Origin of the sequence: Olivibacter domesticus (genome assembly GCF_900109575.1) — a bacterium.
Lineage (GTDB): Bacteria > Bacteroidota > Bacteroidia > Sphingobacteriales > Sphingobacteriaceae > Olivibacter > Olivibacter domesticus.
The window spans coordinates 147,748-173,352 of sequence record NZ_FOAF01000007.1 but is presented as its reverse complement, the minus strand read 5'-3'; the positions used below and the strand labels follow the sequence as shown (position 1 = coordinate 173,352).

At 36.6% G+C, this 25,605-nt stretch carries 28 protein-coding genes; 23 read left to right on the top strand and 5 right to left on the bottom strand.

The annotated features are described in order from the left end of the window. From BMY50_RS20980 to BMY50_RS20920, 13 genes are all read left to right on the top strand, one after another. Complete coding sequence (locus tag BMY50_RS20980) at positions 1 to 1,224, top strand: quinol:cytochrome C oxidoreductase (protein ID WP_093328639.1); 1,224 nt, start codon at positions 1 to 3, stop codon at positions 1,222 to 1,224. Positions 1,225 to 1,281: 57 nt separating this feature from the next. After that, positions 1,282 to 2,637, top strand: a complete 1,356-nt coding sequence (locus BMY50_RS20975) for a cytochrome c oxidase subunit II (protein ID WP_093328635.1) — start codon at positions 1,282 to 1,284, stop codon at positions 2,635 to 2,637. Between the two features lie 20 nt (positions 2,638 to 2,657). Then, the gene (locus BMY50_RS20970) at positions 2,658 to 4,547 is read left to right on the top strand and encodes a cytochrome c oxidase subunit I (protein WP_202907897.1); all 1,890 of its coding nucleotides are present in this window, start codon (positions 2,658 to 2,660) and stop codon (positions 4,545 to 4,547) included. Positions 4,548 to 4,625: 78 nt separating this feature from the next. Beyond that, positions 4,626 to 5,687, top strand: a complete 1,062-nt coding sequence (locus tag BMY50_RS20965) for a COX15/CtaA family protein (protein WP_093328632.1) — start codon at positions 4,626 to 4,628, stop codon at positions 5,685 to 5,687. Positions 5,688 to 5,697: 10 nt separating this feature from the next. Then, entirely contained in the window at positions 5,698 to 6,567 is an 870-nt protein-coding gene (gene cyoE / locus BMY50_RS20960; protein WP_093328885.1) for a heme o synthase, read from the top strand. A 2-nt stretch (positions 6,568 to 6,569) separates the two neighbouring features. Further along, on the top strand, positions 6,570 to 7,151 hold the full coding sequence (locus BMY50_RS20955; protein ID WP_093328883.1) for a cytochrome c oxidase subunit 3: 582 nt from the start codon (positions 6,570 to 6,572) through the stop codon (positions 7,149 to 7,151). Between the two features lie 10 nt (positions 7,152 to 7,161). Beyond that, positions 7,162 to 7,851, top strand: coding sequence for a cytochrome c oxidase subunit 3 (locus tag BMY50_RS20950; protein ID WP_093328629.1), 690 nt, complete (start codon positions 7,162 to 7,164; stop codon positions 7,849 to 7,851). Between the two features lie 25 nt (positions 7,852 to 7,876). Beyond that, positions 7,877 to 8,239 carry a cytochrome C oxidase subunit IV family protein gene (locus BMY50_RS20945; RefSeq protein WP_093328627.1) on the top strand — a complete coding sequence of 121 codons (363 nt, stop codon included), beginning with the start codon at positions 7,877 to 7,879 and terminating at the stop codon, positions 8,237 to 8,239. A gap of 48 nt (positions 8,240 to 8,287) precedes the next feature. Beyond that, positions 8,288 to 9,007, top strand: a complete 720-nt coding sequence (locus tag BMY50_RS20940) for an SCO family protein (protein ID WP_093328624.1) — start codon at positions 8,288 to 8,290, stop codon at positions 9,005 to 9,007. Beyond that, positions 9,000 to 9,521, top strand: coding sequence for a DUF420 domain-containing protein (locus BMY50_RS20935; RefSeq protein WP_093328622.1), 522 nt, complete (start codon positions 9,000 to 9,002; stop codon positions 9,519 to 9,521). The genes BMY50_RS20940 and BMY50_RS20935 overlap by 8 nt, the downstream gene beginning before the upstream one ends. A gap of 101 nt (positions 9,522 to 9,622) precedes the next feature. Further along, positions 9,623 to 9,907: a hypothetical protein gene (locus BMY50_RS20930; RefSeq protein WP_202907896.1), complete on the top strand. Its 285-nt coding sequence runs from the start codon at positions 9,623 to 9,625 to the stop codon at positions 9,905 to 9,907. Between the two features lie 15 nt (positions 9,908 to 9,922). Then, positions 9,923 to 10,318 carry a DUF983 domain-containing protein gene (locus BMY50_RS20925; protein WP_093328619.1) on the top strand — a complete coding sequence of 132 codons (396 nt, stop codon included), beginning with the start codon at positions 9,923 to 9,925 and terminating at the stop codon, positions 10,316 to 10,318. A 90-nt stretch (positions 10,319 to 10,408) separates the two neighbouring features. After that, a complete protein-coding gene (locus BMY50_RS20920; RefSeq protein WP_238383841.1) occupies positions 10,409 to 11,149 on the top strand; it encodes an OmpA/MotB family protein in 741 nt (246 codons plus the stop codon). A gap of 46 nt (positions 11,150 to 11,195) precedes the next feature. Here BMY50_RS20920 and rfbC read toward each other — a convergent pair whose 3' ends face one another. Both rfbC and BMY50_RS28745 read right to left on the bottom strand, forming a co-directional pair. After that, on the bottom strand, positions 11,196 to 11,744 hold the full coding sequence (gene rfbC, locus BMY50_RS20915) for a dTDP-4-dehydrorhamnose 3,5-epimerase (RefSeq protein ID WP_093328613.1): 549 nt from the start codon (positions 11,742 to 11,744) through the stop codon (positions 11,196 to 11,198). 3 nt (positions 11,745 to 11,747) lie between these two features. Continuing rightward, the gene (locus BMY50_RS28745) at positions 11,748 to 12,053 is read right to left on the bottom strand and encodes a DUF4286 family protein (protein WP_093328610.1); all 306 of its coding nucleotides are present in this window, start codon (positions 12,051 to 12,053) and stop codon (positions 11,748 to 11,750) included. A 183-nt stretch (positions 12,054 to 12,236) separates the two neighbouring features. On the opposite strand from BMY50_RS28745, the gene BMY50_RS20905 reads away from it, so the two are divergent. From BMY50_RS20905 to BMY50_RS20885, 5 genes are all read left to right on the top strand, one after another. After that, on the top strand, positions 12,237 to 14,126 hold the full coding sequence (locus BMY50_RS20905; protein WP_093328607.1) for a S9 family peptidase: 1,890 nt from the start codon (positions 12,237 to 12,239) through the stop codon (positions 14,124 to 14,126). Positions 14,127 to 14,249: 123 nt separating this feature from the next. Continuing rightward, positions 14,250 to 15,788 carry a sensor histidine kinase gene (locus tag BMY50_RS20900; protein WP_238383840.1) on the top strand — a complete coding sequence of 513 codons (1,539 nt, stop codon included), beginning with the start codon at positions 14,250 to 14,252 and terminating at the stop codon, positions 15,786 to 15,788. Positions 15,789 to 15,818: 30 nt separating this feature from the next. After that, on the top strand, positions 15,819 to 16,508 hold the full coding sequence (locus BMY50_RS20895; RefSeq protein WP_093328601.1) for a response regulator transcription factor: 690 nt from the start codon (positions 15,819 to 15,821) through the stop codon (positions 16,506 to 16,508). Positions 16,509 to 16,664: 156 nt separating this feature from the next. Continuing rightward, entirely contained in the window at positions 16,665 to 17,138 is a 474-nt protein-coding gene (gene greA / locus BMY50_RS20890; protein WP_093328599.1) for a transcription elongation factor GreA, read from the top strand. 60 nt (positions 17,139 to 17,198) lie between these two features. Further along, positions 17,199 to 17,612: an HIT family protein gene (locus BMY50_RS20885; RefSeq protein ID WP_093328596.1), complete on the top strand. Its 414-nt coding sequence runs from the start codon at positions 17,199 to 17,201 to the stop codon at positions 17,610 to 17,612. Between the two features lie 25 nt (positions 17,613 to 17,637). On the opposite strand, the gene ruvC is transcribed toward BMY50_RS20885, so the two are convergent. Further along, entirely contained in the window at positions 17,638 to 18,201 is a 564-nt protein-coding gene (gene ruvC / locus BMY50_RS20880; protein ID WP_093328593.1) for a crossover junction endodeoxyribonuclease RuvC, read from the bottom strand. Between the two features lie 154 nt (positions 18,202 to 18,355). Between ruvC and BMY50_RS20875 the strand changes: the two genes are divergently transcribed. Together BMY50_RS20875 and BMY50_RS20870 are read left to right on the top strand one after the other, a co-directional pair. Further along, positions 18,356 to 19,330: a lysylphosphatidylglycerol synthase domain-containing protein gene (locus BMY50_RS20875; protein WP_238383839.1), complete on the top strand. Its 975-nt coding sequence runs from the start codon at positions 18,356 to 18,358 to the stop codon at positions 19,328 to 19,330. Continuing rightward, positions 19,311 to 20,447, top strand: coding sequence for a glycosyltransferase family 2 protein (locus BMY50_RS20870; protein ID WP_238383838.1), 1,137 nt, complete (start codon positions 19,311 to 19,313; stop codon positions 20,445 to 20,447). The genes BMY50_RS20875 and BMY50_RS20870 overlap by 20 nt, the downstream gene beginning before the upstream one ends. 8 nt (positions 20,448 to 20,455) lie before the next feature. Here the strand turns inward: BMY50_RS20870 and BMY50_RS20865 are convergent, their stop codons facing one another. Both BMY50_RS20865 and metK read right to left on the bottom strand, forming a co-directional pair. Then, on the bottom strand, positions 20,456 to 21,190 hold the full coding sequence (locus BMY50_RS20865) for a lysophospholipid acyltransferase family protein (RefSeq protein ID WP_093328588.1): 735 nt from the start codon (positions 21,188 to 21,190) through the stop codon (positions 20,456 to 20,458). Positions 21,191 to 21,303: 113 nt separating this feature from the next. Then, positions 21,304 to 22,557 carry a methionine adenosyltransferase gene (gene metK, locus BMY50_RS20860; RefSeq protein ID WP_093328586.1) on the bottom strand — a complete coding sequence of 418 codons (1,254 nt, stop codon included), beginning with the start codon at positions 22,555 to 22,557 and terminating at the stop codon, positions 21,304 to 21,306. Positions 22,558 to 22,875: 318 nt separating this feature from the next. On the opposite strand from metK, the gene BMY50_RS20855 reads away from it, so the two are divergent. The 3 genes from BMY50_RS20855 to BMY50_RS20845 all read left to right on the top strand — a co-directional run bounded on the left by BMY50_RS20855 (position 22,876) and on the right by BMY50_RS20845 (position 25,523). Then, positions 22,876 to 23,751 (top strand): diacylglycerol/lipid kinase family protein, encoded by an 876-nt coding sequence (locus BMY50_RS20855; protein ID WP_093328583.1) that lies wholly within the window; start codon positions 22,876 to 22,878, stop codon positions 23,749 to 23,751. A 38-nt stretch (positions 23,752 to 23,789) separates the two neighbouring features. Further along, entirely contained in the window at positions 23,790 to 24,137 is a 348-nt protein-coding gene (locus BMY50_RS20850; RefSeq protein ID WP_093328581.1) for a translation initiation factor, read from the top strand. A gap of 555 nt (positions 24,138 to 24,692) precedes the next feature. Next, a complete protein-coding gene (locus BMY50_RS20845) occupies positions 24,693 to 25,523 on the top strand; it encodes a MotA/TolQ/ExbB proton channel family protein (RefSeq protein ID WP_093328578.1) in 831 nt (276 codons plus the stop codon). The last annotated feature ends 82 nt before the right edge of the window (positions 25,524 to 25,605 follow it).

Below are 25,605 nucleotides of genomic sequence, written 5' to 3'. Positions count from 1 at the left end.
ATGGGAACTCATAGTCACACTACATATAATTTTGACGAGCGTTTTGAATTTGCCGGGAAGGCCAGAACCTTGAGCTTAGCTGCTATAGTGATTGGCATTATAGCCATTGTTGCTGGTTTTTTTGTAGAAGGTAGTCATCGCATGTTCGCCAATTTACTACTAATGGGGTATTATTTTACTTGTGTATGCGCAGCGGCGGCATGTTTCCTTGCTTTGCAATATGTTTCTCAGGCAGGCTGGCCAACAGGGCTCTTGAGAATACCGCAAGCCATGGCAAGTGCGCTACCTATCGCCTCCATAGTTTTAATAATCATTACCGGCTTGGGATTGTCGTCACATAATCTTTATCATCATTGGCACGCTGAGGGCATTACTGATCCTAATAGCCCGCATTATGATGCTTTAGTTGCAGGAAAATCCGCCTTCTTAAATGTACCGGGTTTTTTCGCAAGACAGATTATATTTCTTGGTGCTTATAGCATATTTGCTATGGCACTGGCTAAGCTTTCTTATAAGGAAGACTTAGAAGGCAGTTTAAATTCTTATAAAAAGAGCTTTAAATATTCGGCAATCTTTTTAGTTATTTTTGGCTTTACTACGCCAATTTGGTCTTTCGATACGGTTATGTCATTGGAAGCGCATTGGTTTTCAACGATGTTCGGATGGTATAATTTCGCAGCGATGTGGGTAAGCGGTCTATGTGTAATTACAGTAACCATTATCTTATTGAAGCGCGCGGGTCATCTATCTTGGGTGAATGAAAACCACCTGCATGACCTTGGAAAACTAATTTTTGGTTTCTCTATTTTCTGGACCTATGTTTGGTTCGCTCAATTCATGCTCATCTGGTATGCTAACATACCTGAGGAAACTGTTTATTTTTATAAAAGATGGGAGCCAGAGTATAAACCTTGGTTTTGGTTATCAATTATAATTAACTTTGTAGCACCGGTATTAATATTGATGGATAGAGATGCAAAGCGTAAAGAAAATATCATGCTTTTTGTATGTATTCTATTATTGTTGGGCCATTGGCTAGACTATTATATCATGATTATGCCAGGTACCGTAGAAGAACACCGTGGCTTCGGATTAAGTGAAATTGGCGCTGCATTGGGTTTCGGTGGGGTATTTACTTTCTTGATGCTTAATAAATTAAGTAAACACTCTTTAGCACCAAAGAACCATCCATTTTTGGAAGAGAGCTTACATCATCAGATATAATCTGCTTATAAGTTGAATGATTCAGTAGAATAAATACGAATAACCGTTAATATTGAAATGAGATATAAAAAGTACATCAATTTTAAAACGATTTTCAGCTTGGTAATATGTGCCTTGTTGTCGCTGCAAACGCCTGCTTTTGCACAAGCTGAAGATAGTGCCGCTACGACTAACGATACAAGCCAGGTTGTCTCAAGTTCGGAGTTACAAGCAAAAGCTGATTCTACAGGAAAAACTGTTTCCGATACTACCGGAAATGCTGTTGCCGCACAAACTCCGGCAGGTACAAGTGCAAGTAGTAATGCCGTAGAGGCTGCTCAACAAGAGGAAAAAAGTATAGATCCGCAGGTATACAAGAATTTCTTTTACTATGTCTTGTTATTCTTTTTGGTTTGTATTGTAGTGGGTATAATTGGTAAAATTATACAGGTATACGAACTTACTAAAGAGATGCAAGGTAAGGGAAAGAGAGTTAACTGGAATAAGTTTAATGGTATTCTTTTCCTGATTATGCTCTTTCTTGGACTATACGGCTCTTATTGGTCTTATGTACATCACGGAAGTATTGCGTGGCGCGATGCGGCATCAGAGCATGGCGCAAAGATTGATAGCATGTTTATAATTACTACCGTCATCACCACGATCGTTTTTGTACTTACTCACATCTTATTATTTGGTTTTTCATTTGTATATAAGAGTACAGGTAAGAGAAAGGCGTATTTTTATCCACACAATAATTTGGTGGAGAAAATCTGGACTATTGTTCCGGCAATCGTGCTAACGATCTTAGTGCTTTTTGGATTCTTTACATGGCGTAGTATTACAAACGTTCCAGATGATGTTGCTGCAAATGCGCTACAGGTAGAAATAACGGGTGAACAATTTGCTTGGAACGTTCGTTATGCGGGAAGGGATAATAAAATTGGTAAACGCAGTATCAAGCTTACAACTCCTATGAATGGCTTAGGAATCGATTTTAACGATAAAAGTGCTTGGGATGATGTAAGAGGATCTGATATTGTACTTCCGGTAGGAAAGCCTGTTCGTTTCACCATCAATTCGAAAGACATTTTGCATAGTTTTTACATGCCTGACTTCAGGGTACAGATGAATGCTGTTCCGGGTATGGCTACACATTTTCAAATGACTCCGCGGTTTACTACGCAGGAAATGCGTGAGAAATTGAATAACCCGGAATTCGATTTTGTTATGCTCTGCGCTAAAATATGTGGGCAAGGACATTACAACATGCAGAAAACTGTTAGAATTGTGACGGAAGCCGAATATAAAGAATGGTTATCTACTCAAACTTATTTCTTTGATGAAGAGGCCAAGAAAGAGTTTAAAGCTAATCAGGCGGCTAAAACTGTGGAGAAGAAAGAGGATAATAAACAATTGGCGTTAAATAATTAATATATATATAACAAGAGCTTATGTCAAGTACAGCAATTCCATATGCAGGTGCAGGCGATCACGGTCATGATGCTCATGGACATCATCATGAAACGTTTCTGACTAAATACATCTTTAGCCAGGACCATAAGATGATTGCCAAGCAATTCTTAATTACAGGTATTATCATGGCTTTTTTCGCCATGTTCTTATCCATTTTATTTCGGATTCAATTAGCATGGCCGGAAAAAGATTTTCCTATTTTGGAAGTTTTCTTAGGTAAATGGGCTGAAGGCGGTAGAATAAGGCCTGATTTCTTTTTGTCTTTGGTAACGATACACGGAACCATTATGGTGTTCTTCGTATTAACAGCAGGCTTAAGCGGGACATTCAGTAACTTGCTCATTCCATTGCAATTAGGCGCCAGAGATATGGCCTCGCCTTTTATGAACATGTTGTCTTACTGGTTTTTCTTCTCTGCTTGCGTAGTAATGATCAGTTCTTTCTTTGTGGAGAGTGGTCCTGCTAGTGCTGGTTGGACAATCTATCCTCCTTTGTCTGCCCTGCCGCAAGCTATACCAGGTTCTGGTACGGGTATGTCTCTTTGGCTTGCCAGTATGGTATTATTTATTGCTTCACAGGTGATGGGCGGTATTAACTATATCAGTACGGTATTAAACATGCGTACAAAAGGAATGAGCCTTTGGAGAATGCCACTTACTATTTGGGCTGTATTCTTAACAGCGATCGTAGGACTATTGTCCTTCCCAGTATTAGTTTCGGCGGTAGTATTGCTTATTTTCGATCGAAGCATGGGAACAAGTTTTTACTTGTCTGACATTATTATTGGAGGTAAAATTCTTCCTAATGAGGGTGGAAGTCCTATTCTATTCCAACATTTATTCTGGTTCCTAGGTCACCCTGAGGTTTACATTGTATTAATGCCGGCTTTAGGTCTGACTTCAGAAGTAATAGCAACAAATTCTCGTAAGCCGATATTTGGGTACCATGCGATGGTATATTCCTTGATTGGTATTACGGTATTGTCCTTTATCGTATGGGGACACCACATGTTTGTCACCGGTATGAACCCATTCTTAGGTGGGGTATTTATGATCACTACGTTGATAATTGCTGTGCCTTCTGCGGTGAAAACATTTAATTATCTGGCGACACTATGGCGCGGTAATTTAAAATTTACACCGGCCATGCTTTTCGCTATCGGCCTTGTGTCCTTCTTTATTTCGGGCGGTTTAACCGGTATATTTTTGGGAAATTCTGCTTTGGATATTAACCTGCATGATACCTATTTTGTTGTGGCTCACTTCCATTTGGTTATGGGTTCTGCATCTATCTGCGGAATGCTTTGTGGTGTATACCATTGGTACCCTAAAATGTTTGGTAGAATGATGAATGACAAATTAGGATATTTGCATTTTTGGATGACATTTATTGGTGCCTATTTAGTATTCTTCCCGATGCACTTTATGGGAATAGATGGCGTGCCTCGTCGTTACTATTCTTTCACGAATTTCCCTTTTATGCAAGAATGGTTAACGGTAAACGTATTTATTACCTGGGCTGCTATCATAGCTGGATTCGGACAAATAGCATTTCTGTTTAACTTCTTTTATTCTATTTGGTTTGGTAAAAAAGCAACGCAGAATCCGTGGAACTCTAATACACTGGAATGGACTACACCGGTAGAGCATCTACATGGAAACTGGCCAGGTGAGATACCAACGGTTTATCGTTGGCCTTATGATTACAGTAAACCTGGTCATGATGAAGATTTTATTCCTCAGACGACTCCTTTTTCAGAAACAATGACGTCTAATTTACCGCATGATTTTGAGGGAGATGCCGTTGCTGAACAGATTCAACGTGAATGGGATAAGGAGCACGGAATTGAACGTGTGGTTCATCATTAAAAGATTTTTTTGATAAAATAACCTTGGGGTATCTGCCTAGGCTTTTGCTAACAGGTATCCCATTTTCTGCTAAATAAATTGAGTGTCTATCTACCTGGTGAAAAGAGATTTGTTATAGTAAATAGAGTTACTATCCTATCCCTCTTTTTGTTGATACTAGCCGGTGGTGTCGTACGAAGCACTGGCTCAGGGATGGGGTGTCCTGATTGGCCAAAATGTTTTGATCAATATGTTCCCCCAACAAATAAGTCTCAGTTGCCTGAAGGCTATGAGCAAAAGTACATTGACAATCGGGCAAAAAAGAATGAACGCTTTGCAAAAACATTAGATGTGTTTGGCTTTGGCAAATTAGCTAATGACATAAGGAATGATAAAAGTATTTTGCAGCATGAGGAGTTTAATGCGGCAAAAACATGGACAGAGTATATCAATAGACTAGTGGGAGCTCTTACGGGCGTATTCTTATTATTATGCGTTATATACTCTACGTCATTCTTGAAAAGTAAGAAAAGAATCTTTTTTTTTAGCTTACTTAATTTGGTAGTTGTATTTATACAGGCGTGGCTCGGGTCCATCGTCGTTTCTACCAACTTACTCGCTTGGATCATTACCGTTCATATGTTACTGGCGCTCGTAATCCTGGCAATTAGTATTTATACTTATTTCCAGGCAAAGGTTTTGCGAGATAACAATTTATTGATTAACCGAGGAAGCCGATGGTTCAAAATTCTCGCTTGTCTCGTTCTTCTTTTAACGGTTATACAAGTAACATTGGGAACGACTGTAAGAGAGGAAATTGATCTTATAGCAGGGAACTCTTTAGATAGAACCGGCTGGGTAAATCAATTGTCAGCTTATTTTAATTGGCACAGAGATTTGGCTATTGGGGTTGTTATACTGAGTTTGATTTTATTTTTTCTAGTTAGAGCGAGGTATGCGCACAGAAGCGAACAGAGTAGATTAGCTAATGTTATGCTATTTTTGGTGCTCCTACAGCTAGCTTCGGGATTTGTGCTTGCATATATGGGTTTTCCTGCTTATGCGCAAACAGTCCACTTAGTACTCGCTAGTTTAGTTTTTGGTTCGCAATTTTATCTAATGCTTTTGCTGGGCAAAACCAGTGAATACGTAGGGCAGTAAATTGATTAAAGTGAAGGGTTTTATAAATGATTTGAAGCAATTGGTAAAGATTCGACTGTCGTTTACAGTGGTTTTTTCGGCTTCAATTGCTTTTTTAGTTGGCAGTAAGGCCCAGGGAGACATTAACTGGATCAACTGGGTAATATTAACCATTGGTGGTTTGTTGGTTACAGGGTCGGCCAATGGTTTCAACGAAATTATTGAGCGTGATCTCGATAAATTAATGAAACGGACAGCAGATAGACCGCTACCGGCAGGCCGGATGACATCCGGACAGGCATTAGTGTTAAGTTTATTAATGGGATTGGTTGGTACATTGCTTCTTGTACAGCTGAATTTTCTTACGGGTGTACTTTCGGTCTTTTCTATTTTACTATACGCTTTTATCTATACACCGTTAAAGCAAAAGTCGCCGATAGCGGTTTTTGTGGGCGCATTTCCGGGAGCATTACCTCCTCTCATCGGTTATTTTGCAGCATTTAAGGAGCCTTTTATTGATGAAATTCCCTTAATATTGTTTGGAATACAATTTGTATGGCAATTCCCTCATTTTTGGAGCATTGCTTGGGTATTAGATGAGGATTATAAGCGAGCGGGTTTCAGACTATTACCAACAACTAAGAAAGATGGTATTAGCGCATTTATGGTACTACTTTCTGCGGCGTTGCTCATACCTGTTTCGCTGCTACCTACGTGGTATGGTTTTGCCGGTTATTCATTAGCGGCTGCTTCACTCGTTATGGGATTATTATTTACCTATTTTGCAGTGCAGCTATTTTTGAAAAGGGATCTTGCTTCTGCAAGGAAAGTTATGTTTACGTCTTTTTTTATATTGCCTTTGATGCAATTAATATTGTTGTTTGATTTTATTAAGATATGATAATGGTTCAGCCAAAGGATAGTTATGACTATTTAGCAACCTTGAAAGCGAAGAAATTTTCTTTATATGTTTTTTTGGTGGTGTCATTTATGCTTTTTGCAGCATGGTCTAGCGGTTTCATTGTATATACTGCTGGTGGAGAGGATAAAGGGTTGAAAACACTTCTTCCTCATACGTTTATATTTAGTACGCTTAGTATTTTATTGAGTAGTGCCACTATTCACTTAAGCTATAGCGCAGCTAAAATCGGGAATTTGGCAAAGCAGAAATTATGGTTAGTTATGACCATTTTATTAGGGGCTTTGTTTTTCGTCCTGCAATACAATGCTTGGATGGAATTGGCAAGAAGCGGCGTTATGTTTATCAATAATAATGCGTCGCAATCTTTTATCTACGTTTTCGTGTGGGCGCACCAGGCGCATATATTTGCTGGTGTCATTGTGTTGTTAAATGCGCTGTTTAAAGCTAATAATAAACAGCCATTAATAAAGAATCGTTTTAGAATGGAACTTGCTAGCGTTTTTTGGCATTTTCTCGATATTCTATGGATATATATATATGTTTTCTTACTTTTGAATCAATAAAACTAATTAAATGAGTACTACTGTATCGCAATTAGATCAAGTGAAATCTGGACCATGGAATGGTGGTAGATCTCCTTTTGCCTTGGAATACGGCAAAATTATGATGTGGTTTTTCTTAGTGTCAGACGCTTTTACTTTTTCTGCATTTTTAATTTATTATGGAGCACAACGTTTCGCGCAGGTAACTTGGCCAAACCCGGATGACGTTTTCCAATCGATACCTTTCATAGCCGATCATGGTTTTCCGCTTGTATTTGTTGGAATAATGACTTTCATTTTAATTATGAGTTCGGTAACAATGGTATTAGCGGTTGAAGCTGGTCATCGCAATTCAAAGAAGGAGGTTGTTGGATGGATGATTGCTACCATTATTGGGGGATTAATGTTCTTAGGATGTCAGGGATTGGAATGGTCTCACTTACACCATGAAGGTTATTGGTGGGCAAGTATCCCATCGCATTATGAAGGTATAGATAAATTGGGCGCCCAGCAATTCGCGAATTTATTCTTTACAATAACAGGATTTCATGGATTTCACGTAACTACTGGTGTTATAATCAATATTATCATATTATTCATGACACTTGCCAATGTTTTTGAAAAGCGCGGCACCTATTTGATGATTGAAAAGGTAGGGCTTTACTGGCACTTTGTGGATTTAGTTTGGGTATTTGTTTTTACATTTTTCTATTTGGTTTAATCTTTCATATTTATTATAACAGATAATGAGCGCAGAAAATTCACATATAGAGCACGGACAGGAAGAGCACCATGCTGATATGACCAAAAAGCAAATCTGGAAGGTGTTTTTTTACCTTTTGGCTATCACCTGTTTAGAGTTCTTTATTGCTTTAGTATTGGTTTATAACGGTCCTCTTGAGAAAGGGCCATTAGTTAACTTTGTATATATTGCATTGACTTTAGTAAAAGCCTATTATATCGTAGCATATTTTATGCACTTGAAGTTTGAAAAAATGGGTTTTATAATATCGACGCTTATCGTTTTTGTCTTTATTATTTATTTCATTATACTTATGTTGACAGAGGGGTCGTATTTAGGCATACATTTAAACCACGTATTTGGTTAACATGTGTTGTCTTAGACACGTGCAGTTTTTGGCAATTACAATCGTTGAATGAAAAACCAACCAAAATCATTCTCGGTAAAGAAGATACTGATCCTGGTAACCATATTAGCGTTGCCAGGATTTTGTTATTATCTACTCCAGGAAAAAGGTGAAAACCGTTATAAATCACTGCCTTTTTATGGTGATAAGCAATTGTCGGGCACCTATCATACTAAGAGGGGAAAAAAGATTCCAGATACCACTTACCATTCAGTGAAACCTTTCACTATGTTAAATAGTGATCATGATTCCATTACTTTTAAACCTGATTCGGGAGTGGCATTGGTCAGTTTTTTTTATTTAGACAATAAACTTTTGGAAGGCCCTATTAATCAATCTATGCATCGTGTCGCCGAACGTTTCAAGAAGAACGGAATGGTTAAACTATACTCCATAACGGTTAACCCGAAGGGAGATGCTGTTAAGCTGCTCTCTAATTATAAAGAGCAGAAATTTGGTAAATACGCCTACTGGAATTTTCTTATCGGTGATAACAGGGAAAATATAGCCAAAATAGCGCAGCAAGATTTTTTACTTGATGTCATATATGATCCGAAAGATACTACATCTTTTAGCCATAGTTCTTCCATCGTTCTACTTGATTCTCATAGACGAATACGTGGATATTATGATGCGCTTATGAAAGACGATGTTGATAAGGTTATAGACGAAGTTAAATTATTGCTAACGGAAGAATTTAGAAATATAAGTGTAAATAAAAATGAGTGATAAGGCCATATTCAGATTAGTTTGGGGGGTGTCAATATTTGTTTTTGTGGTGGTGGTGCTGCTGCAAAGTAAATTAATTACTTGGAAAGTTATTCCGGATTGGGTTTTCTTCCTTCCAAAGTTGAATGCTATTATTAATGGAACTTGTACATTTTTGCTATTAACCTCTTTGTACTATATAAAAAGAAAAGATATCCAGACGCATAAAAAGCTGAATATAGCGACGTTTATACTGTCTGCATTATTCTTAGTTTCTTATATCATTTATCATTCTACGGGTAACGAGGCTAAATTTGGCGGACAAGGATTTATACGACCCATCTACTTTTTTATTCTTATTACACATATTATTTTGGCGGCTGTTGTTTTACCACTTGTGCTGTTTAGTTTTTATCGGGGGATGAAAATGCAAGTGGAGAAACACAAAAAATTAGTGCGCTGGAGCTTCCCGATTTGGTTGTATGTTACTATAACGGGTGTAATTGTGTATTTAATGATGGCTCCTTATTATTAGTTCTGTGAAGCCACCCGAATGTTTTTATTAACAACATACAGATTGTAATTTTTAATAGTTAAATTTGTTTTATTTAAGAGACGAGAGTTTAGATGAATGTTATGAATAGAGTTATTAGATTATGTGGCTTTGCATTTTTACTTTCTTTGACAATATTAACTGTTAACGTCAATACCAGTAAAGCGCAATGTGCTATGTGCACATTAAATGCCGAGCAGTCTGTAAAAGATGGTAACACACAAGGAAAGGGCTTAAATAAAGGGATTTTGTTTCTGTTAGCAATGCCTTATATTGCAGTTGGAACTATCGGATATTTATGGTATAAAAAATATCGGAAGAAACAAGCTCATATTGGCCTTACGCATGATCCTGTCAATCTTAATTAGGGCTTTCATAATGCCATGGCCCGTAAAAGTAAGGTACAAGCCCTTATAGAGGCTCGTTGTCCTCAATGTAGAACAGGGAAGATGTTCTTAGGAGGAACTTATGGTTTCAAACGACAACGTACGAATGAAATCTGCCCATACTGCGGATTAGAGTTTGAAATTGAACCTGGATATTTCTATGCTGCTATGTATATAAGTTATGCAATGTCAGTTGTAGAGGTTGTGTTAATTGGATTTTTAACTTATTTCATAACGAATAGCGAATCTCCTTGGGTCTATTCTGGCATTTTATTTTTAGCTATTATTCTTTTAGCTCCGTTTAATTACAGGTACTCAAGACTTATTTTGCTGTTTTACTTAACACCTAAGATTAAATATAATCCAAAGTACCAAGAAGATGAGCGCTTATAAAATTATTAATTATTACAGTCCATGATATTCGTCAGCAGAAATTTCTATGCTATTTTATTTTTTGTTTTAGTAGTAAGTTCTTGTAAAGTAATGTCTCCGAAGGCATATCAAACGCTTATAAATACAAAAGATTCTCTAAATCAGGGATGGAAAGCTGAGCAGATTAAAAATGTTAATTTGGAGGATGAACTGGCAAGACTAAAAGCAGATACAGCTTCACTTGGCAGAAAGTTAACAGCGCTTAGTGAAAATTTAACATCAAGAGCCAGTCAAGCCAAGCAATTGGCCTCTGATCTTGCTGAAAGGGAAGAGCGATTAAGAGAGGTGGAAGAAATTTTAAAGAAAAGAGAAGAAGCAAGTAATGCCTTAAAAAATAAATTACAGAAGGCTTTGCTAGGTTTTGAAGAAAGTGGACTAAGTGTAGATATGAGGGACGGGAAGGTGTATGTTTCATTAACAGATAAACTTCTTTTTCCTTCAGGTAGCATAGTTATTGATGAAAAAGGTAAACAAGCGCTTATTGAGCTTGCAAAGGTTTTAAACACACAACCTGAAATAAATATAGCTGTAGAGGGACATACTGACGATCAGAAGGTAAGAAGCCTCGGGCATATAAAAGACAATTGGGATTTAAGTGTGTTGCGTTCTACCTCAGTAGTCCGGTTTCTAACTCAAGAACAACAGATTGATCCTGCCAGATTAATAGCTACTGGAAAAGGTGAATTCACACCTATTGATACAGCAGGTAATCCTGAGGCCAGAAGTATGAACAGGCGAATCGAAGTGGTGCTATCTCCAAAACTGGACGAATTATATCAGTTAATTAAGTGAACGCTACCCGAGCTTGAAAAATGCAGGTAGCGTCGCCTTACTTTAGTTAAAATGGATTTTCCGTATCTTGAAACAAGGGTAATTGTAAGTCTTTTTCTGATACGATGAGTTCTTTGCCCTCTAAAGGCCATGTGATACGAAAGGTGGGATCGTCATAACGTACTCCGTATTCATTATCTTTATCATATCTTCCAGTTACTTTATAGGTGAAGATCGTATCATTTTCGAGCGAAACGAAGCCATGTAAAAAGCCTACAGGAATCCAAAGCATTTTGGCATTGGATTCGCTTAGCTCTAATTGAAAAGACTGACCGAAAGTAGCAGAGTTTGTCCGTATGTCTACCGCAACATCTAACACACTTCCTTTTATGACTCTCACAAGCTTGCCTTGTGCATTTAGTCCGCCCTGTGCATGTAAACCACGCAAACTTCCCCTGCTGGAGAGTGATTGATTGTCTTGAACGAAGTGTTCATTTATACCATTTCTTTTGAATATTTCTTCATTATAAGTTTCAAAGAAGTGTCCTCTACTATCTTTCCAAATCTTCGGTTCAATCACAATAAGACCTTCTATCGGTGTTTTTATAAATTCCATAAATTAATAATCAAGATATTGCATTGTGCTGTCAAACAAGAAAAGATGTCCTTGCAGCTCCTGTTGCATTTTTTGTTGTAATAAGATGTATAATGTTTGTTTAAATGTTGTTATATATTTTAAATCAGCAGTAACTAATTGCAGACTAAAAGAATGCCCTTCGTTTGGTGAATCTAATATTTTGAGTAGCTTTATTTCATTGAAATGTTTTGTTTCCTGGATAAGTGGGATATATTCCCTTTGCAACCAGGACATATATTGATCTACCCTTTGATCAGATACTATATTTGTAATATTCAATAAAACCATTCGGCTAAGATAAGAATCTTGTCGAATATCTCTATTGATTGAAACGAGCGAAGAAGCAAAGTGTACTTTAAATGTTACGAGCTAGGTTTGAATAAATTTTCTTCTTTTGCTAACTTAACCTTCTTCTTTTTTTTAAGAATTGATGAGGATGGTGTTGAAAGATTTATATTATAAGATTAATACATGAGAATTTTTACCCTTGTTATAGGAGTTTGGTCTCTTCTGAATTTTATGGGATGTCGATACATAGAATCAGATAAGAAGGTTCCTGTTGAGAGTTTTTTTAGTAAGTCTGCTAAAAATAACTTTCAAATTTCCCCAAATGGCCAAAATATCTCCTTCTTACAATCTTTTAAAGGGGTTCAAAATATTTATATAACGTCTATAAACAGTAAGGAAGCAACTCGTATTACTACCGAAACTGATCGAAATATTATAAATTATTTTTGGGCAGATAATAATGAGCTGATTTTTTGGAAAGAAAAAACATGGGACGAAAATCTGGGTATCTATGCCGTGAATAAAAGTTCAAAGTCCGTTCGCAACCTGATTGTTCCTGCAAAAATGCGTTTTAGATGGATAAATCAGGAGCTGGTCAATAATGATGAAATCTTAATTTCATTAAATAGAAGGGACTCATCTGTCTTTGATGTTTATAGATTAAATATCCATGATTGTAATTTAAGAATGGTTGCACAGAACCCGGGCAATATCAGTAACTGGTTCGCCGACCTTGACGGAAAAATAAGACTGGCGATTGCTAGCGATGGAGTCAATGAAACACTTTTATATCGTGCTAATGAAGAAGACCCTTTTAAACGGGTTTTGTACAATAATTTTAAAACAACCGTGAAACCTTTACGATTTATTAAAGGGAAAAAAAGTCATATCTATGCGCTATCTAACATTAACCGTGATAAATTGGCACTTGTGGAGATGGATCTCGATAAGGGAGAAGAAGTAAAAACAATTTATGTCCATCCTGACGTAGATTTAGATAACATAAGGTTTTCTGAAGTTGCCGGCGAGATCGCTTATGTCGATTACGATACCTGGAAGCCCGAGCGGCATTACTTTAACAGATACATAGAAAAAGTTCATGCCGATTTAAGGAAAAGGTTAAACGGAGATTGGATAAGGATTATTGATAAGGATGAAAAAGAGACACGATTTGTCATTAGAACCTACAGAGATGATAGTCCCGGCGAGGTGTATTGGTTTAGCCTTAAAGAGGATAATCTTGTCAAATTGGCCGATATAAACAGCGCTTTAAATGGTGTAAAATTGAGTAAAATGGAGGCAATTAGCTATCGTGCAAATGATGGAAAGACAATTAATGGGTATTTAACGTTACCAATAGGGAGGTCGAAAACAAATTTGCCACTCATCGTGATGCCTCACAATGGGCCATCTCTGCGTAATGTTTGGGAGTATAACAGTGAGGTTCAGTTTTTGGCAAACCGAGGTTATGCTGTACTACAGCCAAATTATAGAGGCTCTACAGGTTATGGAAAAGAGTTTTGGTCTGCGGGGTTTGGCGAATGGGGCGGAAAAATTCAAGACGATATTACAGATGGTGTTGATTACCTCATAAAAAAAGGAATAGTAAACGCTAATCGTGTAGGTATCTTTGGTTATAGTTTTGGCGGATATTGCGCCTTATACGGCGCTTGTTTCCATAGCGATATTTACAAATGTGCAGCATCTTATTCTGGTATCACGAACCTCTTTACTTATTTAAAGGAAGTCCCCCCTTATTATAAACCTCATCTGCAAATGTATTATGAAATGATAGGTAATCCTGAAAAACGATCTGAGTATTTTAGAGCAGTATCCCCTGTATTTCATACAGACAAGATCAAGGGCCCTATTTTTATCGCTCAGGGAGGAAAAGATGATAGAGGAAATGTGAATGAAACTAATCAGATGGTAAGAGAGTTAAAAAGTAAAAATATTGCTATCAATTACTTTTTAAAAGAAAAAGAAGGGCATTACTTTAAAGATGAGCAATCAAGGTTGGAATTATACCGTCAACTGGAGGCATTTTTTGAAAATAATTTGAGCGATAATTAGCCTTTATAGTATTTTAATATGGCGAGGTCATACTACTACCGGAAAAATTATTGGCTAATCATGTCATTTGTTGTCCTTGCTTCAATTATCTTTATTATCGCGCTTGCGCTAACAAAGAAGTATATGCAAAAGATAGTGGAGAATGAATTTGTAGGTAAGAAGGTGGATGTCTTAGAGCAAAATATCGCTGCGTATAATGATCTTTTTTTTAATAAGATCCCTGAGGTTTCCTTTTATCAAGGATATTTAGATTCAACAGCCGCAGCTGTTTACGCAGATTCAATACTAACGAAATTTGAGTTTGTTAGGAGCATTCTTTTTTATGATATTTATGTAGGATCAACCGAAACCGGTTTAAAGGTAATACCAAAGACTGTGTATCAATTTAATAAGCAAAATCTAAAGGGAGAGGTCTTGTATAGATATGCTAAACACAAAAAATTGAATCTACGTATAGCTGACGATTTTAATGGTATGGCCAGTAAATTAGCTAATTTTTTGGATATTACTGATACCTCGCGAAGCATAAATAACGACGAGATTAACAAATTCTTTTATACCGTTATTCCTGAAAAAATTACGTATATGAGTATTCCTCGTAAAGAGGATATTAAAGCATACAAGAAATTCGTGAAAGGAGAGATGTATAATACGTCTACTTATGAACACGACATTTTTACCTATCATATAGATGCGAATGAGCTAAAATTGACAAATAGTCGTCCGGAACTATACGAGAATATTGAAATAAAGCCATTATTTTATGCTTCCTTGGATACCGATCCCGACTTACTTACTACAGAGAGTCCACTTCCCGGAGCCTTGGCAACTTATAAAATATACTTTAGCTCGCATAGAAATTATTTAACGAAAGAGGTTAACAAGCGCTTTTTACCGATAGCTTTGATGATTTCTTTAGGTTATCTTACCTTGTTTGTAATTGGTTATTTAATATACAGAAACATCAGTTTTAATAATCGAATGTTTAAGCTGCAATATGATTTTGTAAATAATTTAACGCATGAATTTAAAACCCCTGTGAGTGTTATCAAGATTGCAGGCAATAATATTTATAGCGCGAAAGAGCTAAAAGAGGATGCTAGAAAGCATTATGGCAAAATATTGGATGAGGAAGCTGATAAGTTGAACAATTTGTTGAATACATTATTGTCGTTCACCCAAATTGAGAATAAGTCCATTAAATTGAAATACGAAGAAGTGGAGCTAGATGAATTTTGCGATAAAATTATTAATAGTTATAAGCTAAAATACCCAGATTTTGACTTACAGTATCAAATAACAGCTGTATCGGTATTCTTTACTGATAGGGTGCTACTCGGGAGTGTTTTTCAAAATTTGATTGACAATGCATATAAATATTCTGAAATTGGAAAGAAATCTTTAAAAATTACAATTTTCAAGCAAAAAAAGCAAATTATGTTTAAGTTTGTTGATAAAGGAATAGGAATTCCAAAAAAGGAGCTGGTAAATATTTTTAAGAAATTTTACAGAGTGCAGAGCCAATATAACCAGCAAGGAAGCGTTGGATTAGGTTTGGCTTTTTGTAAAGAATTATTAAATTTTATGGACGGTAATATCCACGTGAAGAGTACAGAAGGAAAAGGATCAACTTTTATTGTAACACTTCCTTATTTAGGATAATTTTTTGATATAACAGCACAGAGTAAAACCATGCAAAAAAACACGAAAATTGCTGTAATTGAAGATGATGAGAATCTTCGTTTTCTAGTTGTCCACCGCTTAGAGTCTGAACACTATCAGGTAATTCAAGCTGCTAACGGCAAAGACGCTGAGACCTTGATATTGGAACAGAAGCCTGATATTGTTTTGTTAGACTGGATGCTACCTGAACGGCAAGGGTCAGAGGTTTGTGCCAACTTGAGAAAAGCAGGTTTTAATAACCTAATTATTATGATGACAGCCAAATCGCAAGATGTCGATAAGATAGATGCTTATAGCTTTGGCGTTTCAGATTACATAACTAAACCATTCAACATGGACGTTTTAATTGCCATGATCGAGAATAAGGTGAAGTTTTTTGTAAATAATGCCAATGATAGCTTACATTTTGGAAATACGGAACATCATCCAAATACTCACTCCCTTATTCGCGATGGCAAAAAAATTGAACTTACAATTCTTGAAAACAGAATACTACTTTATTTTTTACAAAATATTGATAGGGTGATCAGTAGAGATGAATTAATGCAAGTGGTTTGGGGTTACAGCTCAAACGTAAACACGCGTACACTCGATATGCATATTGTGAGGCTTCGGAAAAAAATTGAGCATAATCCAGATAAACCTTTACATCTTCAAACAGTTAGAGGAATGGGGTATAAATTTGTGGCAGAAACGTAACAAAAGCATATATGTTAACGTCTGTTAAAGGCGTAGCAAAATTTGATTTTTAAAGAAAAAAGCTTTATCTTCGTAGATAAACAGCAAGACCATACTAAGCGAAAAAGTATGGTCTTGCTTATTTTTTATACTATAACTTTTTAATATATTATTTTTATGGCAGATATAACATATTATAGTAAGGAAGGACTGGAGAAGCTTAAAGAAGAACTTCAATATCTGAAAACGGAGGGAAGAGCTTCCATCGCTAGAGCGATAGCAGAAGCGAGAGATAAAGGCGATCTGTCTGAGAATGCAGAATATGATGCGGCGAAAGAAGCGCAAGGATTGCATGAAGCAAAAATCGCTAAACTTGAAGAAGTATTATCCAACGCACGCTTAATTGATGAATCAAAACTAGACAGTTCAAAAGTGTTAGCATTGTCTATTGTCAAACTTAAAAACACCAAAAACGGGGCAGTTATGACTTATCAACTGGTCTCAGAAACGGAGGCCGATCTTAAATCTGGTAAGATATCAGTAAAGTCACCAATAGCACAAGGGCTTTTAGGAAAATCTGTGGGAGATAAGGTGGAGATTGAGGTCCCCGCGGGTAAGATAGAGCTCGAAGTATTAGAAATATCACGATAAATTAATGCGGTTATGTGCGGTTCCTGCCATAACCGCATATAGATAAAATGTCAATTTAAAATGTCAACTATTTTTTCAAAAATTGTATCAGGAGAGATACCAGCACATAAGGTGGCAGAATCTAACGACTATTTAGCTTTTCTTGATATCAGCCCATTAGCGGAAGGCCACGTATTAGTAATTCCTAAAAAGGAAACCGATTATATCTTTGATATTGGGGACGCAGATTATATGGGAATATGGATGTTTGCAAAGATTGTAGCAGCGGGTATCAAAACAGCATTTCCCTGTGAAAAGGTCGGCATAGCAGTAGTTGGATTGGAAGTTCCCCATGCACATATTCATTTGGTTCCTATTAACCATATTGGCGATATTAATTTCTCGAAAGAAAAATTAAAATTGAGTGATGAACAGTTAAGTGTTCACGCGGAAAAAATTAGACATGAACTTGCTAAATTAACGAACGCTGAATAGGCCTTAACATTTTTTTAGTGCAAAGCTATTTTAGGCGATGCGAATTGTCCTTAACAAAAGATTCCCAACCGGAATAGTTTTTTTTCTGTATTGTGTTATTTCCTTGAAAAGCATGGCAAACAGCTACAGCTAGTCCATCAGTGGCATCTAAAAACTGCGGGCCTTCCTCAAATTTCAAGAGGCTCTTCAGCATAGAAGCAACTTGTTCTTTAGATGCATTACCGTTTCCGGTAACGGCTTGCTTTATTTTTCTTGGTGAGTATTCTGCTATTTCTATGTTTTTCGACAATGCTGCAGCCATCGCTACTCCTTGCGCCCTTCCTAATTTTAGAATTACTTGTATATTTTTTCCGTAAAAGGGGTCTTCCAATGCCATACAGTCAGGCATATATTGTGCTATCAAAGCACTGGTTTTATCGAAAATCTGTTTTAATTTCAGGGCATGATTATCCAAATGGCCTAGCTTGATGATTCCTAAGCTTATTAGCGATAATTGCTTTCCTGTTTCTTTTATAAGGCCATATCCCATCACTTTTGTCCCCGGATCTATCCCCAGAATGATTCGCTCTTTTACATCTCGCTGCAGCATGTTGCAATATTACGAAGTTTTTAAAAAAATTGGTTGAAGTAACTAAAGAATAAAACATGATCAAATGTCGAGATTGTAATAAAATGTCTTTTTTGCATTGGCAGTAAATGTAATTCCTTTAAGTTTTAGTAACATTGCAAAAACTATATTGCCATTGAACGCTCAACTGAAGAAAATAATAAGCATTGGTATAAAGATAAGTGTGCTGATATTGGTCGCTTGGTTTGTTTATAAAAAACTTAATGATAATCAAAATCTTCGGGAGTTTAACATTCTAATAGCGGAACTCGAACCATCTATAATAGGTATTACTATTGCTGCTTTGTTTACGCTGATGTTGGCAAATTGGCTACTAGAATGTGTAAAGTGGAAATACTTGTGTAGGCCTATTCAACAAATAAGCTTTGCCAAGGCTTTTGAATCTGTATTTTGTGGCCTTAGTTGGGCCATTTTTACACCCAATAGAATAGGCGAATACGGTGGGCGCGTATTCTTTTTAAAACCAAGAAAACGCATTTTTGGAGTGGTGGCTATGGCCGTTGGGGCTTTTGCCCAAATGGTGATCACTAATATAATAGGAGCAATCGCTATCATATGGTTTTTATATAATTATCAACAACTGCCTTTTTTTGTGTTTATAGGGTGCTGCATATTGGCAGTTGCTTTTTGTGGAACAATGCTGGTATTATATTTTAAAGTGGGCTTACTCAGCAAGGTTATTAATAAAATAAAGATATTATCGAAGGTACAACGTTTTTTCTCTTTGTTGGCTAGATATAAAACAAAACAGCTTCAATATGTCTTTATTTTGTCACTTGCGCGATTTATAGTGTTTACTTCGCAATATTGTCTTGTTATGCAAGTTTTAATTGCTGATTTACCGTTATTTCCGATGGTGATGATGGTTTTTATTTTGTTTTTCGTCCAATCGGCAATCCCATCTTTAGATTTGCTTGATGTTGGCGTCCGCAGTGTTACTGCTGGATATCTTTTTGCATTCATTACAAAGCAAGAGTTGGCTGTGATGGCTTCTGCAGCATCTATTTGGTTTATTAATCTAATAATTCCGGCCATAATCGGTTCGGTATTTGTCTTTAAAATTAACTTCTTTGGTCGCTCAAATAATTAGCTGGATAACAGCCGTATTAAGTATATATTATATATATATATTGCTTTACTTACGTAAGGGGTGGCAAAAGATTCCTATTCATACCCCTTATACTTCAAAAGATGTTAAAACAAAGGTTAGCGTCTTGATTGCTGCAAGAAATGAAGCGGATAACATTTCCAAAACCATTGAAGCCGTTATAGCCCAAAATTACCCAAAAGAGCTGTTTGAACTAATAGTTGTTGATGATCACTCAACGGATAATACCAGCCTTATTATCGCTTCTTATGCAGATAGAGGAGTTCGACTTATTCAATTAAATGAACGTGAGAAATTAAATTCTTATAAGAAGAAAGCTATTAGCAAAGCAATTGCTGTAGCTAAAGGGGAGCTTATGGTAGCCACAGATGCCGATTGTTACATGGGAGATAATTGGCTACGATCAATCGTAACACTATACGAGCAAAAAGGGTATAAGCTTATTTCTTCGCCGGTATTATACTATCAAGAAAAAAATTACTTTGAACGTTTGCAGGCATTAGAGTTTCTTTATTTAATTGGCCTCGGCGCTGCATCAATAGGTATTAATAAACCGTCTACCTGTAATGGTGCCAATCTGGCATATAGGAGAGATGTGTTTTATGAGCTAGGAGGGTTTCAAGGTATTGATGACTTAGCCAGCGGTGATGATGAATTGTTTCTGCACAAGGTCGCCGAAAAATATCCGGCAGGTATTGGTTTTTGCAAAGCGAGAGAAGCGGTTGTATTTACCGAAGCGAAAGAGAATTTGCGAGCATTTATCAGACAGCGTAAAAGATGGGCTTCAAAAAGTACTAGATATAAGAATAAAGCGATTGTAGTACTGGGAGTCAGTATTTGGCTTTTTAATGTAATGATTTTGCTGAATGCTATCTTGAGTCTCTTTTTCCATGAATTTGGATACATCTTGCTATTTTCTTTATTCGCCAAGATAGGCGTAGAACTTTTATTTCTACTTCCACTCACGGGTTTTGTCAATAGAAAGAAATTGCTTTTCAACTTGCCTTTATTAAGTATGCTGCATGTGCTCTATATTATCTATATTGGCATAGCTGGAAATACTGGTAAGTATTATTGGAAGGGGCGGATGGTCAAATAAGAGAAGCATTATTGCTTAATGCCTGCTTTGATTGCTTCTTCGGCTAATTTCACCACTTCTTCTGCCGTTAATCCTTCGGGCTCTATTGGTGTTAAAACTTCCCAGCTCATAGGAGAGAAAGTATGCAAGGGGAAAAAACCATATTGAACCATTTTCCACGAGTTATTAATAACGATGGGAACAATTAATGCATCAGGAACTTTCTTTAATATCGTAGCGATTCCGCCTACTGCGAAAGGCTTCATAATACCCGTTTTGGAGCGAGTACCTTCAGGGAAGATAATAGTTGACCATGTTTTCTCCTTCATGTTATTGGCTAGTTTAAGAATTTCCGCAACGGACTGTTTCGGATCTTTTCTGTCTATATTCGCCGCGCCGCCATGTTTTAAATTAAAGGATATGCTGGGTATTCCGCTAGCAAGCTCTATTTTGGAAATGAATTTAGCATGATATTTTCGCAGGAAATAAATAAGCGGTGGAATATCGTACATACTTTGGTGATTGGCTATAAATATAATAGAGCGATTGGCTGGGAGGTGTTGGTTATTAATAAATTTGACTGTATTACCTAGAATATAACAACTACTCGTAAGAAACAAATTTAATATATCAACTGAACGTTTGTGGCTTGTATAGCCTCCCCATTTTAAAGAAAGCCATTGGATGGGGTGAAATACCACTAAGATTAATCCAAAATAAAGATAGTGTATGGGGGTTAATATATAGCCAAAAAATTTCTTCATTGAATACCTGTACTTATGCGCGATAGATCAGTCAAAAATAAGGTTTTTACTAAATAAATAGCATAAAAAGAGCCCATTTGTATAAATGAGCTCTTGATATATTTTAAATCCGCTTAAATCTCGAAGGCTTCTTGTACCTGCTCAATATAATCAAGCTTTTCCCACGTAAAGAGTTCAACTTCAATAGATTTTGTCTCACCAATAGTATTTTCAAATGTTTTGGTTACTATTCTTGGATCCCGTCCCATATGTCCATAAGCAGCTGTTTCTGTATATATAGGATTGCGGAGTTTTAATCTTGTCTCTATACCGTAGGGCGTAAGATCAAATAGCGATTTGATCTTATTTGCTATTTCTCCATCCGTAATACCTACATTGCTTTTACCATAAGTATTTACATATATTCCCATGGGGTCTTTTACGCCAATGGCATATGATAATTGTACTAGAATTTCGTCTGCTACACCTGCTGCCACTAAGTTTTTAGCAATATGACGTGCTGCGTACGCTGCTGATCGGTCTACCTTCGAAGGATCCTTGCCGGAAAAAGCACCTCCGCCATGCCCCCCCTTACCTCCATAGGTATCTACGATAATTTTGCGACCGGTCAAGCCGGTATCTCCATGCGGGCCACCGATTACGAACTTACCCGTGGGATTAATATGATAAGTTATGTCATTGTTAAATAGATCCTGAAGGGCAGGTTTCAATTGGGACTTTATCCTCGGTATTAGGATTTCTATAATATCCTTTTTTATTTGAGCTAACATTGCCGTCTCTGTGTCAAAATCATCATGCTGCGTAGAAATAACGATAGTATCGATATGCAACGGGGTATGATCATCGTTGTAAGCAATGGTAACTTGCGCCTTAGCATCAGGTCGAAGATAAGAGATTTCCTTATTTTCTCGTCTTAGTAATGCCAGTTCATATAGCAATTTATGAGAAAGATCGAGTGCAAGGGGCATTAAATTATCGGTCTCTTTATTTGCATAGCCGAACATTATACCTTGATCTCCTGCCCCTTGATCTTGCTTTTCTTTACGATCAACTCCCTGGTTTATATCTGCAGATTGCTCATGAATAGCTGATAAAATACCACATGAATTAGCTTCAAACATATAGGCAGACTTCGTATATCCTATCCTTTCGATAACGGAACGTGTTATCTTCTGAACATCTAAATACGTATTTGATTTAACTTCGCCTGCTAGTACTACTTGACCAGTTGTAACGAGCGTTTCAATGGCTACTCTGGAATCAGGATCCCAAGCAAGAAAATTATCGATTAGGGCATCGGAAATCTGATCAGCAATTTTGTCTGGGTGTCCTTCTGAAACTGACTCTGAAGTGAATAAATATGGCATAAAACTAGTTTTTCAGTATAAATATTATGTTATTAGTCGTAAAATGTTGTGATAGGTAATGCGGAGGAGTGTTAAAACAGATAGAAGCTTTTTAGCACTTTTTTACTGTGGTTGCAATCCAGCCATATAATTGGCACGCAAATCATTCCACATTTTACCTTACAAAAGTACAATTCATTTTGATAATAATGAATGTTATGGGCCAAGAATTTTCATTTTACTTGAGCATTGGTTCTCAATGTTAAGCTTTTTCCTTAATTCTGAATTGTATATAAAGGATTTTATCTAAGTTTGCTCCTCGAAGGAGTGGACATTAACATGGTAAAGAAGCGTATACAATTTCTAATTAATCCAATTTCTGGTGGGAAAAATAAGAAAATGTTCGAAAAGCTTGCGCGAAAACATTTGGACTTCAATTTGTTTGAAGCCGAGTTTATAGTAACCGAACGTGCTAATCACGCATCGGAGCTCGCAAAGAGAGCACTGGCAGATGAAATTGATTTATTAGTAGCTGTAGGTGGAGATGGTACCATTAACGAAATAGCAAAAGAACTGTTAAATAGTACTATTCCGCTTGCTATTGTACCTGAAGGTTCTGGTAATGGCTTGGCTCGTTACTTGGGTATATCAACTGATATTGCACAGGCGATTAAGAAAATTAATACTTTCAAGACGATTACGATTGATAGCGGCTTGATAAACGGACGCGCTTTTTTTAACGTTGCAGGAATGGGATTTGATGCCCTAATTAGCGATCGTTTTGCGGAAAATATAACAAGAGGTCCTGTCGGTTATTTAAAAATAGTGTTGGGGGAAATTAGTAAATACAAAGCTCAAACCTATAAACTGAATATCGATGGAAATTCTCTGGAGCGAAAAGCCTTTATGATAAGTATTGCTAATTCACCTCAATATGGAAACAATGCATATATTGCTCCGGGTGCTTCAGCAGATGATGGTATATTGGACGTATGTATTATTAAACCATTTCCACTCATTCAATTCCCCGTCATGATTTATCATTTATTTAGTCGCACCGCACATCAATCAGATTATGTGGAAATTATAAAAGGGAAACAAATTACGATAGAAAGACCAGAAAAAGGACCGATCCATCTCGATGGAGAACCTGTAGAACTTAGTCAAAAATTAACCATTGAAGTTTTGCCTTCTTCTTTAAAAGTTGTATGTTAGTCTTATAATAACATTTGCGAAAGAAATAAGTATTAGGCATGTCTAAGCAAAAGAAAAATCAGTTTGATGGAATAGTTTATTCCACAAACCAGCATTTTGAGTACGAAGAAACCGAAAAAACCGATGTGGAAACACTTGTGCCTCAAAAACAACAGTTGCGTGTAGCATTAGATAAAAGACAGAGAGCAGGGAAGGCTGTTACACTTGTTTCCGGATTCATTGGCCGATCGGCCGACTTAGAGAAGTTGGGTAAAACGCTTAAACAGCGTTGTGGGGGTGGCGGTACTGTAAAAGATAATGAAATCCTTATTCAGGGGGATTTTCGAGCGAAAATCTTTGATTTTCTCCTAAAAGAAGGCTATAAAGTGAAGCAAATAGGTGGGTAATTATGTGCTTTATGCCACTATTTGATGAATTAAATTCACATACATACAATATATATAAAGACTAGCCGTTAAAAATGCATCGAAGACGGATAAAAGCTAAACTAAAAGTATTCGAGCAGTAAGATATAGTGAATTTTGGAGCATACATAGTGTTTGTTTTACACTATATGTACTTTGTTGACTAATAATAAATTATGAATAATTTTAAATATGTTAAAACGACATTTTTAACGCGGTCTATTTACGAAATAGATAGTAAAATCACTGTTTTTTTGTGTCATTTATTTGCAATTGCAAAAAAAAATGGTTTTTATTGTAAAATATTGCGGCTATTAAATAGGGAATGGCTGTAATAAAAAGGCTTTTTTTAGCGTTGATGCCGCTGTTGCACGTTTGTAAGAAAAGCATATTTTAAAGTTAATATTACATAAATTTGTTTTTAAATCTAAAATTATAAATTTGCTTTTGCCTTTTTAAAAATAAACACTTGAGGCAAAGTATTTATTGTACAATTAAAATTAATCCATAAAAACTAAAAACTAAAAAATCAAAAAAATGGCAAACGCACCAAAACCAACCCCGGCTAAAAAAGAGAGCAGCTCAAAAGGTTCAAACGTATTTGCAAGTCTGGCAATTATTATTTGCTTCATTATTGGAGCACTGGTATGGAAATTCGTTATGGGTGATCCAGCGAACTTCCAAGGAGGAGACCCAGAAGGCGAACCGATACCGGGAAACTATTTTGCAATGGTTTACAAAGCTGGGTACATCGTTCCTGTACTCTTAGGCCTTCTTCTGATGGTAGTGGTATTCTCGTTCGAACGTTTCTTCGTGATCAGTAGAGCATCTGGTAAAGGTAATGTTGATGCTTTTGTTTCAAAAGTACAAGGATATCTTTCTTCTGGAAACATTGATGCGGCTATTAGTGAATGTGATAAACAACAAGGATCTGTAGCTAACGTAATTAAATCTGGCCTTTTCAAATACAAAGAAGCGTCGGTTGATAGTACATTAGATACGGAGCATTCGGTATTGGCCATTCAGAAAGAAATCGAAGAGGCAACGGCACTTGAAATGCCTATGTTAGAAAAGAACTTAACTGTAATTGCTACGTTAGTTTCTATTGGTACATTAACAGGTCTATTAGGTACAGTAACAGGTATGATCAAGGCGTTCTCCGCATTGGGTACTGGTGGTGCTCCTGACCAAGCGCAGTTAGCGAACGGTATCTCGGAAGCACTTATCAATACAGCTACTGGTATCTTTACCTCTACCTTAGCAATTATTATGTATAATGTATTTACTTCTAAAATAGATAAGTTGACCTATTCTATTGATGAAGCTGGTTTCTCAATTGTTCAGACTTACGCTTCTAAGCATAAATAAAAAAGGTGAAAAAAATTCCATAATCTTTATGGAAATAGAATGGAATTTGCATCACTATATCAGAAACAAGATTTTTATTTAT

What these genes read in the sequence shown, in the direction of transcription:
- BMY50_RS20980 (WP_093328639.1), top strand. Translation starts at nt 1, where the DNA reads ATGGGAACTCATAGTCACACTACATATAATTTTGACGAGCGTTTTGAA.
- BMY50_RS20975 (WP_093328635.1), top strand. Translation starts at nt 1,282, where the DNA reads ATGAGATATAAAAAGTACATCAATTTTAAAACGATTTTCAGCTTGGTA.
- BMY50_RS20970 (WP_202907897.1), top strand. Translation starts at nt 2,658, where the DNA reads ATGTCAAGTACAGCAATTCCATATGCAGGTGCAGGCGATCACGGTCAT.
- BMY50_RS20955 (WP_093328883.1), top strand. Translation starts at nt 6,570, where the DNA reads ATGGTTCAGCCAAAGGATAGTTATGACTATTTAGCAACCTTGAAAGCG.
- BMY50_RS20950 (WP_093328629.1), top strand. Translation starts at nt 7,162, where the DNA reads ATGAGTACTACTGTATCGCAATTAGATCAAGTGAAATCTGGACCATGG.
- BMY50_RS20945 (WP_093328627.1), top strand. Translation starts at nt 7,877, where the DNA reads ATGAGCGCAGAAAATTCACATATAGAGCACGGACAGGAAGAGCACCAT.
- BMY50_RS20940 (WP_093328624.1), top strand. Translation starts at nt 8,288, where the DNA reads ATGAAAAACCAACCAAAATCATTCTCGGTAAAGAAGATACTGATCCTG.
- BMY50_RS20935 (WP_093328622.1), top strand. Translation starts at nt 9,000, where the DNA reads ATGAGTGATAAGGCCATATTCAGATTAGTTTGGGGGGTGTCAATATTT.
- BMY50_RS20930 (WP_202907896.1), top strand. Translation starts at nt 9,623, where the DNA reads ATGAATAGAGTTATTAGATTATGTGGCTTTGCATTTTTACTTTCTTTG.
- BMY50_RS20925 (WP_093328619.1), top strand. Translation starts at nt 9,923, where the DNA reads ATGGCCCGTAAAAGTAAGGTACAAGCCCTTATAGAGGCTCGTTGTCCT.
- BMY50_RS20920 (WP_238383841.1), top strand. Translation starts at nt 10,409, where the DNA reads ATGTCTCCGAAGGCATATCAAACGCTTATAAATACAAAAGATTCTCTA.
- rfbC (WP_093328613.1), bottom strand. Translation starts at nt 11,744, where the DNA reads ATGGAATTTATAAAAACACCGATAGAAGGTCTTATTGTGATTGAACCG.
- BMY50_RS28745 (WP_093328610.1), bottom strand. Translation starts at nt 12,053, where the DNA reads ATGGTTTTATTGAATATTACAAATATAGTATCTGATCAAAGGGTAGAT.
- BMY50_RS20905 (WP_093328607.1), top strand. Translation starts at nt 12,237, where the DNA reads ATGAGAATTTTTACCCTTGTTATAGGAGTTTGGTCTCTTCTGAATTTT.
- BMY50_RS20900 (WP_238383840.1), top strand. Translation starts at nt 14,250, where the DNA reads ATGCAAAAGATAGTGGAGAATGAATTTGTAGGTAAGAAGGTGGATGTC.
- BMY50_RS20895 (WP_093328601.1), top strand. Translation starts at nt 15,819, where the DNA reads ATGCAAAAAAACACGAAAATTGCTGTAATTGAAGATGATGAGAATCTT.
- greA (WP_093328599.1), top strand. Translation starts at nt 16,665, where the DNA reads ATGGCAGATATAACATATTATAGTAAGGAAGGACTGGAGAAGCTTAAA.
- BMY50_RS20885 (WP_093328596.1), top strand. Translation starts at nt 17,199, where the DNA reads ATGTCAACTATTTTTTCAAAAATTGTATCAGGAGAGATACCAGCACAT.
- ruvC (WP_093328593.1), bottom strand. Translation starts at nt 18,201, where the DNA reads ATGCTGCAGCGAGATGTAAAAGAGCGAATCATTCTGGGGATAGATCCG.
- BMY50_RS20865 (WP_093328588.1), bottom strand. Translation starts at nt 21,190, where the DNA reads ATGAAGAAATTTTTTGGCTATATATTAACCCCCATACACTATCTTTAT.
- metK (WP_093328586.1), bottom strand. Translation starts at nt 22,557, where the DNA reads ATGCCATATTTATTCACTTCAGAGTCAGTTTCAGAAGGACACCCAGAC.
- BMY50_RS20855 (WP_093328583.1), top strand. Translation starts at nt 22,876, where the DNA reads ATGGTAAAGAAGCGTATACAATTTCTAATTAATCCAATTTCTGGTGGG.
- BMY50_RS20850 (WP_093328581.1), top strand. Translation starts at nt 23,790, where the DNA reads ATGTCTAAGCAAAAGAAAAATCAGTTTGATGGAATAGTTTATTCCACA.
- BMY50_RS20845 (WP_093328578.1), top strand. Translation starts at nt 24,693, where the DNA reads ATGGCAAACGCACCAAAACCAACCCCGGCTAAAAAAGAGAGCAGCTCA.